The 17489-nt window shown below is 51.8% G+C and carries 13 protein-coding genes and 1 tRNA gene; 11 read left to right on the top strand and 3 right to left on the bottom strand.

What is annotated here, in order from left to right:
- Positions 1-198 precede the first annotated feature (198 nt).
- The 4 genes from ACYVC2_RS03610 to ACYVC2_RS03595 all read left to right on the top strand — a co-directional run bounded on the left by ACYVC2_RS03610 (position 199) and on the right by ACYVC2_RS03595 (position 5834).
- Complete coding sequence (locus ACYVC2_RS03610) at positions 199-1242, top strand: glycosyltransferase (RefSeq protein WP_461100920.1); 1044 nt, start codon at positions 199-201, stop codon at positions 1240-1242.
- A 94-nt stretch (positions 1243-1336) separates the two neighbouring features.
- Positions 1337-1957 carry an L-threonylcarbamoyladenylate synthase gene (locus ACYVC2_RS03605; protein WP_461100919.1) on the top strand — a complete coding sequence of 207 codons (621 nt, stop codon included), beginning with the start codon at positions 1337-1339 and terminating at the stop codon, positions 1955-1957.
- Positions 1958-2058: 101 nt separating this feature from the next.
- Positions 2059-3075, top strand: a complete 1017-nt coding sequence (locus ACYVC2_RS03600) for a hypothetical protein (protein ID WP_461100918.1) — start codon at positions 2059-2061, stop codon at positions 3073-3075.
- 380 nt (positions 3076-3455) lie between these two features.
- Positions 3456-5834, top strand: coding sequence for a S8 family serine peptidase (locus tag ACYVC2_RS03595; RefSeq protein ID WP_461100917.1), 2379 nt, complete (start codon positions 3456-3458; stop codon positions 5832-5834).
- 78 nt (positions 5835-5912) lie between these two features.
- Here ACYVC2_RS03595 and tig read toward each other — a convergent pair whose 3' ends face one another.
- The gene (gene tig / locus ACYVC2_RS03590) at positions 5913-7259 is read right to left on the bottom strand and encodes a trigger factor (protein ID WP_461100916.1); all 1347 of its coding nucleotides are present in this window, start codon (positions 7257-7259) and stop codon (positions 5913-5915) included.
- 99 nt (positions 7260-7358) lie between these two features.
- A tRNA-Leu gene (locus ACYVC2_RS03585) sits at positions 7359-7440 on the bottom strand.
- Positions 7441-7761: 321 nt separating this feature from the next.
- Here ACYVC2_RS03585 and ACYVC2_RS03580 point away from each other — a divergent pair.
- The 4 genes from ACYVC2_RS03580 to ACYVC2_RS03565 all read left to right on the top strand — a co-directional run bounded on the left by ACYVC2_RS03580 (position 7762) and on the right by ACYVC2_RS03565 (position 12932).
- Positions 7762-10032 carry a RelA/SpoT family protein gene (locus tag ACYVC2_RS03580; protein ID WP_461100915.1) on the top strand — a complete coding sequence of 757 codons (2271 nt, stop codon included), beginning with the start codon at positions 7762-7764 and terminating at the stop codon, positions 10030-10032.
- A 133-nt stretch (positions 10033-10165) separates the two neighbouring features.
- Positions 10166-10675 (top strand): Fur family transcriptional regulator, encoded by a 510-nt coding sequence (locus tag ACYVC2_RS03575; protein ID WP_461100914.1) that lies wholly within the window; start codon positions 10166-10168, stop codon positions 10673-10675.
- 72 nt (positions 10676-10747) lie between these two features.
- Positions 10748-12034, top strand: coding sequence for an adenylosuccinate synthase (locus tag ACYVC2_RS03570; RefSeq protein WP_461100913.1), 1287 nt, complete (start codon positions 10748-10750; stop codon positions 12032-12034).
- A 175-nt stretch (positions 12035-12209) separates the two neighbouring features.
- Positions 12210-12932: a hypothetical protein gene (locus tag ACYVC2_RS03565; RefSeq protein ID WP_461100912.1), complete on the top strand. Its 723-nt coding sequence runs from the start codon at positions 12210-12212 to the stop codon at positions 12930-12932.
- Positions 12933-12996: 64 nt separating this feature from the next.
- Here ACYVC2_RS03565 and ACYVC2_RS03560 read toward each other — a convergent pair whose 3' ends face one another.
- Entirely contained in the window at positions 12997-13359 is a 363-nt protein-coding gene (locus ACYVC2_RS03560; protein WP_461100911.1) for a hypothetical protein, read from the bottom strand.
- A 374-nt stretch (positions 13360-13733) separates the two neighbouring features.
- Here ACYVC2_RS03560 and ACYVC2_RS03555 point away from each other — a divergent pair, with 374 nt between their 5' ends.
- From ACYVC2_RS03555 to ACYVC2_RS03545, 3 genes are all read left to right on the top strand, one after another.
- A complete protein-coding gene (locus tag ACYVC2_RS03555; protein ID WP_461101335.1) occupies positions 13734-14744 on the top strand; it encodes a hypothetical protein in 1011 nt (336 codons plus the stop codon).
- Positions 14745-14789: 45 nt separating this feature from the next.
- Entirely contained in the window at positions 14790-16163 is a 1374-nt protein-coding gene (locus tag ACYVC2_RS03550) for an AAA family ATPase (protein ID WP_461100910.1), read from the top strand.
- Between the two features lie 304 nt (positions 16164-16467).
- Positions 16468-17427 carry a nitrilase family protein gene (locus tag ACYVC2_RS03545; RefSeq protein WP_461100909.1) on the top strand — a complete coding sequence of 320 codons (960 nt, stop codon included), beginning with the start codon at positions 16468-16470 and terminating at the stop codon, positions 17425-17427.
- The last annotated feature ends 62 nt before the right edge of the window (positions 17428-17489 follow it).

The raw sequence follows: 17489 nt of genomic DNA, 5'->3' as shown, positions 1-17489 counted from the left end.
CTATTTACCGTTTGTGTGAACAAAAACTCAATATCGCTTCCGTTTGCTCAAAAATTGACCCATCCAGTTGGGTTCGATCCTTATTTTGTATTACTGAAATCAGGCGCGCTAACTCATCATTGAGTTAAGGGCTTACCATCAGCCAATTGTGTCCCTTTAGGCTTTCTGTCGTCTAACAGAATCCTACTTATTCGTTTTATGCTATCTGTCACCAGCCAAACGAACCACCTGCCCATGAGCCCTTATCTGAACCAGATAAAGCCGTGGGTGAGTGTGATTTGCACCAATTATAACCATGAAGCGTACGTCGGGCAGGCGCTCCAGTCTGTCGTCGATCAGGCGTACCCGAACGTCGAGCTGATCGTCATCGACAACGGCAGCACCGACCAATCGGTGGCCCGCATTCAATCGTTCATTCAGCAGCATCCTACCATACAGTTTGTTCAGAATCCGAAAAACCTTGGCTTAAACCGGGCCTTTAACCAGGGTCTGGCGCTGGCCAGCGGCCGCTACATCATCGACCTGTCGGCCGACGATGTCTTACTGCCCGGCCGGATCGCCAAACAAACGGCTCTTTTCGAGGAGCTTTCCGGTCCGTATGCCGTTGTTTTCTCCAACGCAACCTACATCGACAGTGAGGGGCAGGAAATTGGCATTCATTACGCCGTCGATGGTAAAGGGCATGCTCGGGAACGTATTCCAACGGGCGACGTTTTTCGGCCTATCCTGGAATCGTACTTCATCTGTACACCCACGATGATGATGCGCCGGGATGTGCTGAACGAACTCGGTGGGTACGACGAAACCCTGGCTTTCGAAGACTTCGACTTCTGGGTACGTTCGGCCCGCCATTATCAATACGCCTATGTAGATGAAGTGCTGATGCAAAAGCGTCAGTTACCCAACTCGCTGTCGTCGCAGGTGGTCCTTCCCGGCAATGAACTACTTCAATCAACGCTGGTGGTCTGTCAGAAAGCCCTCCGCTGTTGCGCTACTCCCGAAGAGTACCGAACGCTGGCTAGCCGCATTCAAACATTTATTCGGAAAGCGTTCTATGCTGAGCAGTTCGATCTGGCACTACAATTCGGGAAATTACTGCGGCAGATCGAGCCCCCCAACTGGCGCAGCCAACTGATTTTGAGCCTCAGCCGGCTGCATCTGCCGGTCAATAATCTGTACCGGTATTATCGGAAATGGCAACCTTCGCGCTCTGCTCCACTTCTTCCCACAAAACCGGTTTAGATCGTTTAGCGTTTATGCGTTGTGAGCCTCGATTGCTGATGTTGCCGCCGGGAGCACCAGCGACTACAGATCGCGGCTTGTAAACCGTAAACTTATGGCTGCCGAATTCATCAAGCTTTATCCGAAAAACCCAGATCCGCGCCGAATCGATGCCATTGTCAAGGCATTGCGCGACGGAGCGGTCATTATTTACCCGACCGACACCATCTATGGGCTGGGCTGCGACATCCACAATACCCGCTCGGTCGAACGGGTGGCCCGCATCAAAGGCATCAAACCGACTAAGAACGACTTCTCTTTTATCTGCTACGATCTGAGCCACATTGCCGATTACGCCCGCGTCAGCAATCAGGCTTTCAAGCTCATGAAGAAGTTGCTGCCGGGCCCGTTTACTTTTATCCTGGAAGCAACCAGCAGTGTTCCCAAGCTGCTGAATACCAACAAAAAAACGGTAGGTATACGGGTGCCCGACAACGATATTCCAAGGCAGATCGTCCGCGAGCTGGGCCATCCCATCATTACCACTTCAATTCGGGACGAAGATGAGATCATCGAGTACTCGACCGACCCGGAATTGATCTTTGAAAAGTTCCAGAATCAGGTCGATATCGTAATCGATGGCGGCTACGGCGGTAACATAGCCTCGACCATTATAGACGCCACCGACGACGATTTTTCGATTATCCGGCAGGGCCTAGGAGAATTAATCCTTTGAAAAGTTCGGATTTGATTCTATACTTGCACCGTAGGGTTAACATTCCTCGCCTTGGAGTGTAACCCTTTTTTTATGAATCATCTAATAATAATTATATTAATATGCGTTTTTCCCTAGCCGCGCTCTCTTTAGTGGCTTTTTGTCAACTTACAGGTTGTTCTTCTCCCTCTAAACAAGACGATACATCCAAAACCGGTAAACTTACTAGCGAAACATCCGCCGAGCCTGTCAAAACCGATACGGCTGGCAACGCATCGACCGGTAGTCTTTCGTCGACACGGGGCGTTTCAACCGGCGACTCAACCCTCGATTCCCTGACCTACGCGCCCACAGGCGCCATTTTACCCAAACACCGGATTTTTGCCTACTACGGCAATCCTCATTCCAAGAAGATGGGGATTCTGGGTAAATACCCCAAGGAAGAAATGCTGCAACGGCTGGATCAGGAAATCAAGAACTGGCAGAAAGCCGATCCTAACACGCCTATTCAACCTGCTCTGCACCTGGTCGCGATTTCGGCGCAGGGGCTTCCGGGCAAAGATGGCGGCTACCGGCTGCGGATGTCGGACAAAACCATCAAGAAAGTTATCAAATGGGGAAATGAGCACAAGGCCATTGTTTTCCTCGACATTCAGCGCGGCCATGCCGATCTGGGGGGCGAAATGGCTTATCTGGAAAAATACCTCAAATTACCATTTGTTCATCTGGGTATCGATCCTGAATTTTCGATGGTAACGGGTGCTAAACCAGGTACTAAAATTGGCAGTTACGATGCAGCCGATGTCAACGAGGCTGTCCAGTTCCTGAGCCGGGTAGTTCGGGAAAATAAATTACCTCCCAAGGTGCTGGTCGTACACCGTTTCACGCAGGGGATGATCAAGAATTACAAGAACATCAAGCTCAATCCGAACGTACAGATCGTTATGGACATGGACGGCTGGGGGCCGCCCGTCCTGAAGAAAGACTCTTACCACGACTACATTCAGAAGGAGCCGGTTCAGTATACAGGATTCAAACTATTTTACGACAACGACTTCCGCAAGCCAGGTTCCCGGATAATGACGCCCGAAGAAGTGCTGGCGCTCGATCCGAAGCCGATGTATATTCAATATCAGTAAATCGAGTATCAGGCCTAAAAGCCCTTCAAACGTAGCTTTGCCAGGATGTCCTGGCAAAGCTACGTTTGAAGGGCTTTTGGATTTACTAACGGAGTTAAACCCGCTTAACTTTCTTAGACCGGTAAATCAATAAGGAAAGCGGCTTATGCCTTTCACAATCGGTACAGCAGACCTTATTCTTATAGACAATTCCCTATAATTCAGAGAGTTAGTTAAAAAATTCAATTCTTATCCAGGCAGTAAGTGACGATAAAAAATATTTTTGTTACTTATTGCTTGGACTTCTACGTCTTGATTATAGATATTTGTCTTACTACCTTACTGCCCAAGTCCACACCTGGGTAACCAATCCAATATTCTCATCCATTAATCCCTGTATTATGTTAAACTTTTTACGAAGAAATAGCCTGATTATCGCTGTAATCGGGCTAACTTACTGCACTCCTTTTGCCAGTTTTGGGCAAATTGCCATCAAGGACGAGGCCAGAGCGGCCAAGCTTACGCCAGATTTGCTGGAACTTCAGCGGAAAGACACCCAGCCCAACGCCACCAAAAGCAAAGGTCTTCGGCAATCGGCGGCTCCCGACAACGACGACCTTCCCCTGACCAAAGTCGACCGGACGCAGGTGCGCAATGGCCTGATCGCTATTGAAGCCGTGTCGAACGATGCCGATGGAAAAGCGCTGCTAGAGAACCTCACCGCAATGGGTCTGCAGGATGGCCGGTATTATCAACGGATCGTATTCGGCTACTTTCCGATCAGCAAATTAGACCAGCTGAAAAATGTTACCCCCCTGCACGTAGCCCGACCTGCTTACAAACCCTTCAAGAATGCAGGCAAAGTAACGTCGCAGGGCGATACGGTGATGCGCGCTAACTATGCCCGTAAAAATTACGGCGTTACCGGCGCCGGTTCGAAAGTCGGGGTCATCTCCGACTCTTATAATTCGCTCAACGGCGCAGCTGCCGGAGTCGCTTCCGACGACCTGCCGGCCGATGTGCAGGTGCTGAAAGATATTCCAGACGGAACCGATGAAGGCCGGGCAATGGCCGAAATCGTTCACGATGTAGCACCCGGTGCAAAAATTGCGTTCCATACGGCCTACGAAAGCCAGGTCGATTTTGCCCTGGGTATTCTGGCACTAGCCAATGCGGGCTGCAACATCATTGTAGACGATATCATCTACTTTGCCGAACCGTTCTTCCAGGATGGAATTATCGCCCAGGCGGTTGATTTTGTCGTCAAGAAACAGAACGTTACCTACTTCTCGTCGGCTGGTAACACGGATCGCCTGTCTTACCAGAAGTACTTCCTGAACTCAGGTCGTCCGTCCCCCAGTATTCCGACGTTCAAAGTTGAAGGAAATGCCCATGATTTCACTGGTACGGGCGTAATCACTCAGAAAGTAACGATTCCGGCCCGCGGTGGCGAGTTCTTTCCGATTCTTCAGTGGTCAGATCCATTCTATTCGCAGAGCGTTCAGTCGGGCGGTGTTTCGGGTGCGAGAACTGATCTGGATATTTTCGTCTATTACAGAGGGGTGCTGCAGCCGCAATTGTCGAGCTTCGGCAGCAACATCGGAGATGACCCCATCGAAGCGGTCGACATCGTCAATAACGGTACTACTCCTCTTGAAATCGAAATTGCCATCGTCAAATACGATGGTCCAGACCCTAGCCTCATCAAGTGGGTAGATTTTGGGAATGCAACGGCTCAGTTCGTCACGCAAAGCAGCACGACCTATGGCCACTCGAACGCGCAGAGTGCCATTTCCGTGGGTGCAGCCGCCTGGTTCCAGACACCTGGCTACAGTTCCAGACTATATCCCCTGCCATTGATCGAGAGCTTCTCATCGGCTGGTGGTACACCCATTCTGTTTACGACCTACGGTCAGCCCATCCCAGCCGAAATTCGTCTGAAGCCTGAAATTGTTGCTCCCGATGGTGGCAACAACACGTTCTTTGGGCAGCAGCTCAACGACGGCGATACGTTCCCGAACTTCTTCGGTACATCGGCAGCCGCTCCACACGCAGCCGCCGTAGCTGCGCTGTTGCAGGAACGCGCCCGCAACACCATGAGCCCCACCGACATCCTGAAGCGACTGGAAACGACGGCTATCGACATGGACGATCCAACCACACCGGGCTTCGACACCGGCTTCGATTTCAGAACCGGCTTCGGTTTCATTCAGGCCGATAAAGCCCTGATGATCGATGGTAAACCGCTGGTTTTGTTACAGCCGATCTACGATTGCCAGACGGGCAGAATTACCTTCGTAACCAGCGGTGGCGATGGTTCGCCCATCACCTTCACGGCACCCGGTGTTACGCGTACGTCGCCGACCAGCACCACCGGTATTGTCGAAGCGGGTCTGCGGAACGATCCGAAGTCGATCATCATTACAGCCATGCAGGGTGGCGTGAAAGTTGTTTTCGATTTCAATTTTGCCGCTTATTGCAGTGGTCAGAACCGCGCTCGTGAAGCCGCTTCCGGCGAGCCAGGAACCGGTCTGCAGGTTTCGGTGATCGGCAACCCGATTGCTGCTGATTTTGCGGAAGTAGAAGTAAAAGGCGCTCAGGGCCAGCCGCTGAAGCTTCGCGTGAACAACACCCTGGGAGAATTGACCAGCACGCATGCGGTCGAGATGGCCGAATCTGTCGAGCGTCATAAAGTATCGATTGGCCGCTCGCCAGGGCTGTATTTCCTGCAGGTAAGCACTCCGACCGAATCCAAAACGATCAAACTGATTCGACAATAGTAGGTAGATACCCCATAAACAGCAATGCCCCGACGAGTTCGTCGGGGCATTGCTGTTTCTAGACTTGGTCAGTATCGATTAGCGGTTTTCAACCAACGCCTTGAACTCATCTACCGTTACATCCTGCGATACAATCGTAAGCTGCGTTTTGGCATACTCGATTACTTTATCGTCGTATACCCGGTTGAAGGTACTGGTATAATTCTGACCGTTATTTTTCTCGTCCATCAGGTAATTGCGGGCAATGCGGTCGATGGTTTTGGTCATCTCCTCGTCTTCGGTGCCGGCAAAGCCAAACTGTTCCCGAACCATCTGGCGGGTTACGGCCAGCACTTCATCGAATTCGACTTTGATATCGGCCTTTTCAGCAATTTTATTCTTGATCAGCTGTAGCTTCACCGACTTGGTAAAGTCGTCGTACTGCTCATCGATCTGATCAGGAGTAAACTTTCCTTCGTTCACTTCCAGCAGCCAGTTTTTCAGGAATTCATCGGGCAGCAGAATCGGCGTGCTGTCGAGCAGCGTTTTCTCGATGTCTAACCGGAGCAACTGAGCCGACTCACGGGCGTAGTTTCCCCGAATGACTTCAGCCACTTTAGTCCGGAACTGTTCTTCATCTTCTACAGCGCCAACGCCCAGTACTTTATCGAAGAACTCCTGATTCAGTTCAGCGGGTTCGTGGCGGGTAATGTCGTCGATGGCAAAGGTAAACTCACCCGCCAGGTCACCCACTTCCTCTTTTTTGGCACCGGTGGCATTGGCCCGAGCTTTCTCATCCGGGAAAGCCTGCTCCAGGGCGAACGTGATCACATCGCCTTTTTTCTTTCCAACGAACTGACCTTTGGCTTCTTCGGCCATCTGGTTCATCGGGAACGCTGTTTTCGAGGAAAACTCACCGTTCACCTGCTTCAGTTCGCCATAAATGGTATCGCCATCGCCCACTTCTTCGCCATGTGCGTGAGTGTGAAAGCGTTGTTGCAGATCGGCGATGGTGCTGTCAATTTCGGCCTCACCCGCCTGAATATCGTATTGGGTTACGCTGGGCAGATCGTTGAAATCGATATCGAATTCAGATGCCAGTCCCAATGTGTAGCTAAAAGCGAAATCCGTCTGATTGTCCCAATCGATGGCATCGGCCTGCTCGCGGTTCGGCACCGGATCGCCGACAACCTGCAATTTATTTTCGCGGATATACTGGCTGACGGTTTTGCTCAGCATGGAGTTGATCTCATCGACCAGTATGCTTTTCCCGTACATTTTCTGCACGAGCGATGCCGGAACGTGGCCGGGGCGAAACCCTTTCAGTTGAACCTTACGACCATAGTCTTTCAGTTTCTTATCGACTTCGGGCTTATAGTCAGCCGGTGTCAGCGTAATTTTTAGCGAAGCGTTTGTATCGCTGGCTTTTTCTAAGGTAATATCCACGTTCGTATCGGTTTAAAAACGGAAAAGAGCAAAAGAAAGAAAGAGTGAAAAAAACCGCGTAGCTTTTCGCTCTTTCATCCTTCCACTCTTTCAACTTCGTACGGGCGGAGGGACTCGAACCCCCATGCCTTGCGGCACCAGATCCTAAGTCTGGCACGTCTACCAATTTCGCCACGCCCGCATTCGTGACTCGAAAGCAATCGACCTGGCCGGCGCTAAACCCACCGCAAATCGGTGTTGCTTTCTTTTCAGGCTGCAAAAGTAAGAAAAGATTTCACACCAGGCAATATTTTATTTATTTCTTCACCTGGATCTTTGAGGAAGACCCGCCCCGCCCCTACCCTACTGGCTGACGCTGTGGTAGTTCGTTCTGTTAGACAGGGCGTAAGATAAATGGAGCGGATAAATTTCCTCCGTCTTCAACATCAATTTTCGATTATTATTTTGTTATCTTGGTAGTACGACTACAACCTACAGGCACTTACCCGTAAAGAAGCCACCAATGATGAATACCATTGACCGTCGGCCCAGTCCGGAGCCCGTTATCGATTTGGAGCTGGAGCGGCAGGAAATCCTGAAACGCTATCGGCGATTATTGCGAGCGGCTAAACCTATGCTGAAGGGCGACGACGCCAAACTGATTAAGAAAGCGTTCAATACTTCGGCCGAAGCGCATAAAAATATGCGACGCCGGTCGGGGGAGCCGTATATCTACCACCCCCTGGCGGTCGCTCAGATTGCCGTGGAGGAAATTGGACTGGGAACGACTAGTATCGTAGCGGCTCTGCTGCACGACGTGGTCGAAGACACCGACACCACCATTGCCGATATCGACCGGGCTTTTGGCCCTAAAGTGGCCCGAATCATCGATGGACTGACCAAAATTTCGGGTTATTTCGAATACGGCACGTCGCAGCAGGCAGAGAACTTCCGGAAAATGCTACTGACGCTGTCGGACGACGTGCGGGTTATTTTGATCAAACTCGCCGACCGGCTTCACAATATGCGTACGCTGGAATCGATGCCGCGCGACAAGCAGTTGAAAATCGCTTCCGAAACGATTTACATCTACGCACCACTTGCCCACCGGCTGGGGCTGTACACCATTAAATCGGAGTTGGAAGACCTTTACCTGAAGCATGTAGAGCCCGAAGCGTATAAGGACATTGCCCGAAAACTGCGCGAAACCCGGCTCGCCCGCGACCGCTTCATCAACCGGTTTATTGACCCGATTGAAAAGGGACTCATCGAAACCGGGATCAAGTTCGTTATCAAGGGCCGGCCGAAGTCCATTTATTCGATCTGGAACAAGCTAAATAAATCAAAAAAGCCGTTCGACGAGATTTATGATCTGTTTGCCGTCCGGATTATTCTGGACGTGCCGCAGGAGGAAGAAAAAGCCGCCTGCTGGCGTGCCTATTCGATCGTAACGGACCATTACAAACCAAACCCCGACCGGCTGAAAGACTGGATCAGTACTCCACGCGCCAACGGGTACGAATCGCTACATACGACAGTGATGAGCCGATTGGGTCAGTGGGTCGAAGTGCAGATTCGAACGGAGCGCATGAACGAAATCGCCGAAAAAGGCTACGCGGCTCACTGGAAATACAAAGGCAACGACACCCAGACGGGCGCTGGCATCGAAGCCTGGATCAATCAGGTGCGGGATATGATCGAGTCGGCGGGTAGTGGCGAAAAGAAAGCCGCTATCGAATTCGTAGACGACTTCCGGAGCAACCTGTACAACGAAGAGGTATTTGTTTTTACACCCAAGGGTGATCTGCAGGTGTTGCAGCGCGGAGCCACCGCCCTGGACTTTGCCTTCGATATCCACACGCAGATTGGGGCCCGGTGTATGGCGGCTAAAGTCAACAACACGCTTGTGCCGCTTAGCTACGTACTGCAGAACGGCGATCAGGTCGAAGTGATCACGTCCAACCGGCAGAAACCCAGCGAAGACTGGCTGCGGTTTGTCGTTACGTCGAAGGCCAAGACCAAGATCAAGGATTTAATCAAGGAAGAAAACAAGCGCTACATCACGGATGGCCGCGAGTTGGTGAACAAGAAGCTGCGCGTGCTGCGAATGGAAATGACCAACGAGGTCATTAACCAGTTGCGGGCATATTTCGGCTCGAAGACGTCCGATGATTTTTTCTACCGCGTCGGCAAAGGGCACATCGACGTTCAGGAGCTGAAAAAGTTCAAATCCGACAAAGAAGCGAAAGAAAATCGGGCCAACAAGCTCAATACCGATACGCTGCCCGACGCCAAAGCGTTCGTCAAGGAACTTAAAAAGATTCATGGCGAGCGGGCGGATGCGGATATGCTGCTCATCGGCGAAGACATGGACCGGATCGACTACACCCTGTCGAAGTGCTGCAACCCGATTTCGGGCGATGACGTCTTTGGCTTCGTAACGATCAACGACGGCATCAAGATTCACCGGGTAACCTGCCCGAACGCCGTCGAACTGATGTCGAACCACGGCAACCGAATCATCAAAGCCAAATGGACGTCGCAGAAAGAGCTGGCGTTTCTGGCCGGTCTGCGGATTACGGGTACCGATCGCGTCGGGCTGATCAACGACGTAACCCGGGTGATCAGTAATGAGTTGCACATCAACATGCGGTCGGTAGCGATCGACTCGAAAGACGGCGTCTTCGAGGGAAACATCCGACTGTACGTGCACGACACCAGCCATCTGGAAATCCTCATGCGGAAGCTGGAACACGTTCAGGGTGTTTACGAAGTGGTCCGGTTCGACTCCTAGAATCGGTTCGGGACCTATGGATTCGGTCGCTTGCTTGGCTTTTGTGGAAATAAGCCGTGCATTCCTGTTCGCAAACCGAATACCGTTAACCACAAACTTCTACCTTTGTACTTTAAACTAATTGTCTCTGGATATGCCTGCTCCGACACAAACCAATTTAGAGGCTGCAATGATGATTTTCCGGGCCTACCTCGAACGGAAGGGGCTCCGGAAAACCCCCGAACGCTTTGCCATACTGGAAGAAATATATAACCGGCAGGATCACTTCGACGTGGATGAACTGTACATCTCCATGAAAAACAAGAAGTACCGCGTCAGCCGGGCCACGGTATACAATACACTGGACGTGCTGGTCGACTGCGACCTGGTGACGAAACATCAGTTTGGGCGCAACCTGGCCCAGTACGAGAAATCGTACGGATACCGTCAGCATGATCACCTGATCTGCACGGACTGTCATAAAGTGATGGAATTCTGCGACCCCCGGGTTCAGAACATTCAGAATATGGTGGGCGATCTGCTCAAATTCAACGTCATGCACCACTCGCTCATTTTCTACGGCTCCTGCGCCCGCGATTTGTGCGAAAATCGGCAGGAGACGGAAAAGGAAGAACAGGGCGTTCAGGTGCCGATTGAGGGGTGATCCATCTGGACCAGGGGTGTGAATAAACGTAGTGAAGTCGTATAACCACAGCCGTATCAACGGCCATTCATAATGATCGATGTTTTATTGGGCCTCCAGTGGGGCGATGAAGGAAAAGGTAAAATCGTGGATGTTCTGGCACCACAGTATCAGGTCGTAGCTCGTTTTCAGGGCGGCCCCAATGCCGGGCATACCCTTGAATTCAACGGAATCAAGCACGTATTGCACCAGATTCCGTCCGGAATTTTCCGGAACGACATTCTCAACATCATCGGCAACGGTGTGGTGCTGGACCCTATTGTCTTTAAAAAGGAAATCGAAGGGCTCGCTAAATTCAACCTGTCGCTAACCGAGAATCTGCAGATTTCCAAAAAAGCTTCCATTATCCTTCCGACGCACCGGCTTCTGGATGCCGCTTACGAACAGGCCAAAGGCGAATCGAAAATCGGGTCGACCCTGCGCGGCATTGGCCCGACCTACCAGGATAAAGTGGCCCGACAGGGGTTGCGCGTAGGCGATGTGCTGTCACCAAACTTTCAGCAGAAGTACAACAAACTGGTAGCTATTCACAAGATCATTCTGGAACAGAACCAGTTCGATTATGCGTCTGTATTGCCGCAGGCGGAAGCAGAATTTTTCGCAGCCGTTGCTTTCATGAAGCAGTTTCAACTAACGGACAGCGAATACGTAGTCAACGACGCGCTGAGCAGCGACCGGAAAGTACTGGCCGAAGGTGCGCAGGGTTCGTTGCTCGACATCGACTTTGGCTCCTACCCGTTCGTCACGTCGTCGAACACCATGACCGCCGGAGCCTGCACCGGCTTAGGCGTAGCACCCAGCCAAATTGGCGAGGTATACGGGATTTTCAAGGCTTACTGCACCCGCGTCGGCAGCGGCCCTTTCCCGACGGAACTGTCCGACGAAACTGGCGAGCGAATCCGCAAGGAAGGGCGTGAGTTTGGGGCTACCACCGGGCGTCCGCGCCGGTGCGGCTGGCTGGATCTGCCCGCGCTGAAGTATGCCATTATGATCAACGGCGTTACGCAGCTAGTGATGATGAAGGTAGACGTACTGAATATTTTCGAGGAAATCGACGTTTGTACGCACTACCAGCTACCCGACGGAACCATCACCGAGCAGTTGCCTTACGACCTGTGCGACACGGTGGTGAAGCCGATCTACAAGACCTTCAAAGGATGGCAGACAGATCTGACAGATATCCGTTCGTTCAGCGACGTACCGGCTGAACTGGCTGCGTACGTTTATTTCCTGGAAGACACGCTGGGGCTGCCCATCAATTATATTTCTACCAGCCCCGACCGCGAAGCGATCATTCACCGCCAGGCGGTCATTGCCTAACGACCTGTCGTTCAAACAATAAGTTTATAACCGTAGAGCGCCCAAAGGTTATGCTCAGAGTTTACTAAGCAGATACTGCCCAGTGAGTTTTGTGCATAACCCTGGCCTTTCCGGCGATAAAAATCCTTTCAGTAAAGGCTTCGGTTCTGCTGGTTAGCTTCTCGTATCACCACCCATGTCGTCAAAGAATTTTTACCAGACCTTCTACCAGACCGATGCGCTTTTTCGGCTGGCCGACGACCCGTGGGGCGTGGTAAACCAGACCACAGCCGAAAGTATAGAGGAATCGTCGGTTGAGGTTGAGCATCCTGCTGAGCTTCAGCCAAAGCTGGATTTATTAACCGAACTGGACGCCCTGTCGACGGGCGTGAGCGGTGGTGCACTCGAACCGGCGCCTACCCGTCAGGAAACAGCGAAACAAGGTCTCGTGCCGGAGCCGGTTGTGATCGTTTCAACACCGGAACCACTGCCCCAGCCCCCACCCCGCCCGACGACCCCTTCGATCTTACCCCCTATTCAACAGCCATCCCGCCTGCCGCAACTCAACCATAAAGTGCTGTTGCTGGCCGATGAAGCGCTGGACCCCAGCAATCTGCTTTTTCTGGAGAAAATCCTGAAAGCCGTGAATCTGAACGTCAACGGCGTCGATTTATTGAATCTGCATGGAGTTCAGGATGTGAATTTTACCGAGCTGCTACGCGGCAAATACATTCATCATTTCATCACCTTCGGGGTTCCGTTCGAACGCATTCACCTCGACATCATGATGGACCGGTACGCGCCCGTTCGGTTCGAGGGCATCACATTTCTGATGGCCGACTCCCTGCCCACCATCGAAGCCGATCAGAACCTAAAAAAACGGCTCTGGGGCGCTCTACAGCGCGTTTTCCTGCGGTAGTAGCGCTCGGTGCTATTGGCCGATCAATGCCTTCATAAGCTAGTTTACTAGTTGGCATCCCGACTCAGAGGTCAAACGGAAGCTCATAGTCTTTGCTGACGGGCTTCGAGCTCCGGGTTTTTACAATGACCCGGGCTTTGAGCGGGCTACCGACAAGCAGATAATGCTTGATGTACTGATCCTCGTGCACCATCCAAGAGTTATTTTCGAGCAGATACTCGGTTTCGTTCGCTTTGGTGGCTTTATAAACCCACTGCTCGACAATGCCCGGCTCATAGTTCAGGATTGAACCCATTGTGTAAATCTGAATACCGGGTACCGATTGATTTCCCAGTTCGGTACAACCCTGTACTACAACGGTTAATGATGAATTGTCCTCCAGGTCTCTCACCGACCATTGGTCGATAAGCGTTTTTACATTTCCCATGGTTATATCGACGCGTTAGTGAGGCAGCCTACAGTGGCCTTCCTGCATCGATTGCAAAGCTGATGGGTAAAAAAGAGCGAAACCAGAGCGACTGAACAGCGGGGGCATCTGGCTAAACAGGTGGTGGAATTTCTGGTATAAAAAACGCAGCTGTGAAGTCGTTTACCGGCGGGAATAAATAATATTTTACAGTTCCTGCGCCCGGCCATTGCATTCTTGGAGTACTATTTACGTATTTACGGCCGTTTTCCTGTCAAACAACCTGATCCACGCAAGCCGGAGCTTGCTTGGTATTTCTGATGACGCTCATTCAACGATTTCGATTGCTTTTTTCACGCAAGGCTTCAGGACCAGATTCCGGCACCTTGCCTCCCGTGTATACACCCCTGCCCAGATTTACGAATACGCCAGGAACCAGTCTATCGGAGAGTACCCTGATCGGCCCCGAACCCTTACCGGAATTTAGTGCGCCTGAACCGCTACCAGCCTGGCTCCTCGACGAGGAAACCCTGCGGGATGAAGGCGTTTTGTTCGGACTTTCCGACGCCCCTCCGGATGGAAAAGTGGCGGAGATACGGGCGGCTTTTGGGCAATTGGCAGCTCCGCTGGAAGAGGTCATTGAGCACTGTACCGAAAAGATCGGTGAGCTGAATCTATTCATAGAACAACGCGAGAACCGACTCACAGCTCTGCAAAACCAGTTTACGGAACTGAGTGACCGTCAGCCGGCTCCCAATAACCTAATTCGTACGGTAGCCAGCCTCTGCCTGTCGATAACGTTGTGTATCGGCAATTTTTTCCTGATCGACGAAACCCTGCGGCCTGCTTTTCCGAATCGCTGGGTAGCGGTAGGCGTGTTTCTGGCCGGCATGTTCAATTTATTCGGTCGGACTTCGTTCTTCTATGAAACCGATAGCCGACTTTCGGGACGACGGATCATGGAGGAAACTGGATTGCCACTGGCCGCTTCGGTTTTCATCCTGGTTCATGCCTTACAGACCCAATCGACCGGGGCCGCTCTGGGTCTGTTTGTCTTTGTTTCTTTCCTGTTTTTACTGGCGGGTAAATTACTGCTCAGTACCCTGACCGCCCTCCAAACAGACCTGACAGTGATCCGGCAAAACCAGCAGCATCTTATCGAGAAAGCCCAGCACTTACCCCTTCTGGCCAGCGACATTGAGCGGCTGGAGCGGGAGGTAGATGAGATTCGGGCGCAGAAGTGGCCCATCGTTACGGCCCTAAATCAGGCACAGGCAAATTCGACTCAATTGAACACCCGGCGCGATCGGCTTGTTAACCTATATATGAGCGAGTTCGAACTCGCCCGCAGCCTGCGTGAGCGGCTTTCCGAACAACAACGTAAACTGATCATGACCTATGACTAATTGATACTGAACACTCAATTTATCGTTCATCAGTTATCATTGATTATGGAACCAACCAATAACCCCGATTTTCAGCACGGCTACGCCAGCGGTGTGGAAGGAACCAATCGGGAAACATACGAAGGATATTTATCGAGCCAGGTCAATACAGACTGGCTTTCGGAACGCATTCAGGAAAAGCGGACCGACCTGGCGAATACGGAACGCCAGCTAACCGAAGCAACCGAAGCCAACCGGTCGGCCTTTGCGGAGTTGCAGAATCACGCGCTTCAGGTCGAGCGGCTGGATAAGCAGGTAAAGCAGAAGGAAGCCGACCGACAGGCACTCGAAGCCGACCGCGACAACCTGCGGGAACGCCGGACAAAAGCAGCTCCCGATTATTCGCTGCTGGCGGGTCTGCTGTTTCTCATCGCCGGGATTTCATTTCTGGCTGGTGATCTGATCATCTCGCACGAGATCGTCGCCTACGCGCTCAACATCCGGAACACCAACGAAGCCTGGGCGTTTGCCGTGGGGCTGGCGATGGTATCGATTCTGCTGAAACCCGCTTACGATCGGCTCATCGAGAAACCATATCAGGAAAACCCAGCGCAGAACCAGACCAAATACCAACGGTTCAAGATAGCGCTGGCCGTGTTTTCGGTACTGACCCTGGCCGTACTGGGTTGGTTTCGGTACGAAGCTTACCGCACAGATCAGCTCAAAGCGGCTATCAATAAATCCGTTCGACAGCTTCAGCTCAATACCGATCCAACGGCCGCCACGCAGGTCCTGAGTCCATCGACGCTAAGCAAAATTGAGAAGCAGCTCAACGAATCGAGCGAACTGAATCTTGCCCTGGTCAACAGTCCGTGGGCACTTTTATCGTTCGTATTGAGCGGAATTTTATTCGCCCTGGCGGGAGCCGTTTGCCTGGGTATCGCCCTGCCGGTTCTGTCGGCATTCTGGTTTCGATGGTTGCAGGCCGATATCAAGCTTTGGAAATTACGACGTCGGATCAAGCGAATCACGAATGAAATCAATCCGCTGGAAGCACAGCTGGCCGAACAGCGAACGCAACAAAACGTACTCCAGCATAATCTTGATCTGCTGCCCAGCCTGACCGAACTGAAAGAGCGCCGACAGACCATTTCGGAAGATATGGCTGAGTTGCTGGCCGAGCTGAAACTGGCTCAGACGGATAGCCGCATCAGTAACTTCAACGACGGGTATGGCCAGGGCGAAGCGACCCTCAATAGCCTGAGCGACGACGAACAGCGGCAATTGCGAAAAGAGATGCTGGCGCTGCAAAACAGCTCCCGAACACGCCCTACCGAGCCGCGGCCGAACGGAACATCGTCTGAGAAAGCCACCAACGGGAAACCACAGAGCCTGCGGCCTTACCAGACTATCCGGAAGTTTCTGTCAGACGATATGTAAAAATATGTCAAAAACTTTGTTAGATAGCTTTTTGTCCTGCTGACGCAGGAAGCATCTTAAAACGTCATCGCTCGCGGGTAAGCGTGCTTTGCGATGCTTCCTGCGTCAGCAGGACAAAATCATTGCTTTCGTTTTTCTCAAAAACGTTTACGCGGTTTATAAGAAAAGGAGATTATTATCCTGCTGTTTTTGGTAAAAAACCAGCGAAAGCAGCAGCCCGACAGCGTGTAGACGTTTCGCTTATTATTCGGTTCTATTTTTTCAGGCTTTTCCCCGATCTTTGGCAGTCACCTTCTTTTGTGTCATGCAAAACCTTAAGATTGCGACGGCCCAGTTCGAAAATGCCAGTGGCGACAAAGCCTATAACCTGGGCATTATCCGTCAGTTAACCTCTCAGGCAGCCCAGCAAGGCGCTCAGGTCATTGCTTTCCACGAATGCTCCATTACAGGCTATACCTTCGCCCGTCATTTATCGAAAGAGCAGATGCTGGCTTTGGCCGAGCCCATTCCCGACGGCGAAAGCATACAGGCACTTACGCAGATTGCCCGCGACAATGACATGGTTATACTGGCAGGGCTGTTCGAGAAAGACGAACAGGATCAGCTTTTCAAGGCGTATGTGTGCGTAGATAAAAATGGCCTGATAGCCAAATACCGGAAGCTCCACCCGTTCATCAATCCGCATCTGCTGCCGGGCGATCAGTACGTGGTCTTCGATCTGCTGGGCTGGAAGTGCGGGATTCTGATTTGTTACGATAACAATATCGTCGAAAACGTGCGGGCAACGGCGCTATTGGGAGCCGATATCATTTTTATGCCCCACGTCACCATGCTGACGCCCTCAACCCGTCCTGGGGCGGGGTTCGTCGATCCTAAACTCTGGGAAAACCGCACCAGCGATCCAACGTCTCTTCGTCTGGAATTCGATGGCATGAAAGGCCGAGCCTGGCTAATGAAATGGTTACCCGCCCGTGCCTACGACAACGGCATCTACGTCGTTTTCGCCAACCCCATCGGTATGGACGACGATCAGTTGAAGAACGGCTGCTCGATGATTCTTGATCCGTTTGGCGATATTATTGCGGAATGCCGTCAGTTAGGCAATGAGATCGCTATTGCGACTTGCACACCCGAAAAATTGCAGCAGGCAGGCGGCTATCGCTACCGAAAGGCCCGTCGCCCCGACCTGTACCGGAATATTCTGGGTCAGCACCACGACCCCGAGCAGAAAGTAGTCTGGCTCAATGCCGAAGACAGCGAATAAGTTGTACAGCGAAACCGTACGATGCTGGCCTGGCTATTATTTTGTCATATCAACACCAGTCA

It is taken from the genome of Spirosoma koreense, from assembly GCF_054777875.1.
This window is presented reverse-complemented; position numbering and strand designations above follow the sequence as displayed.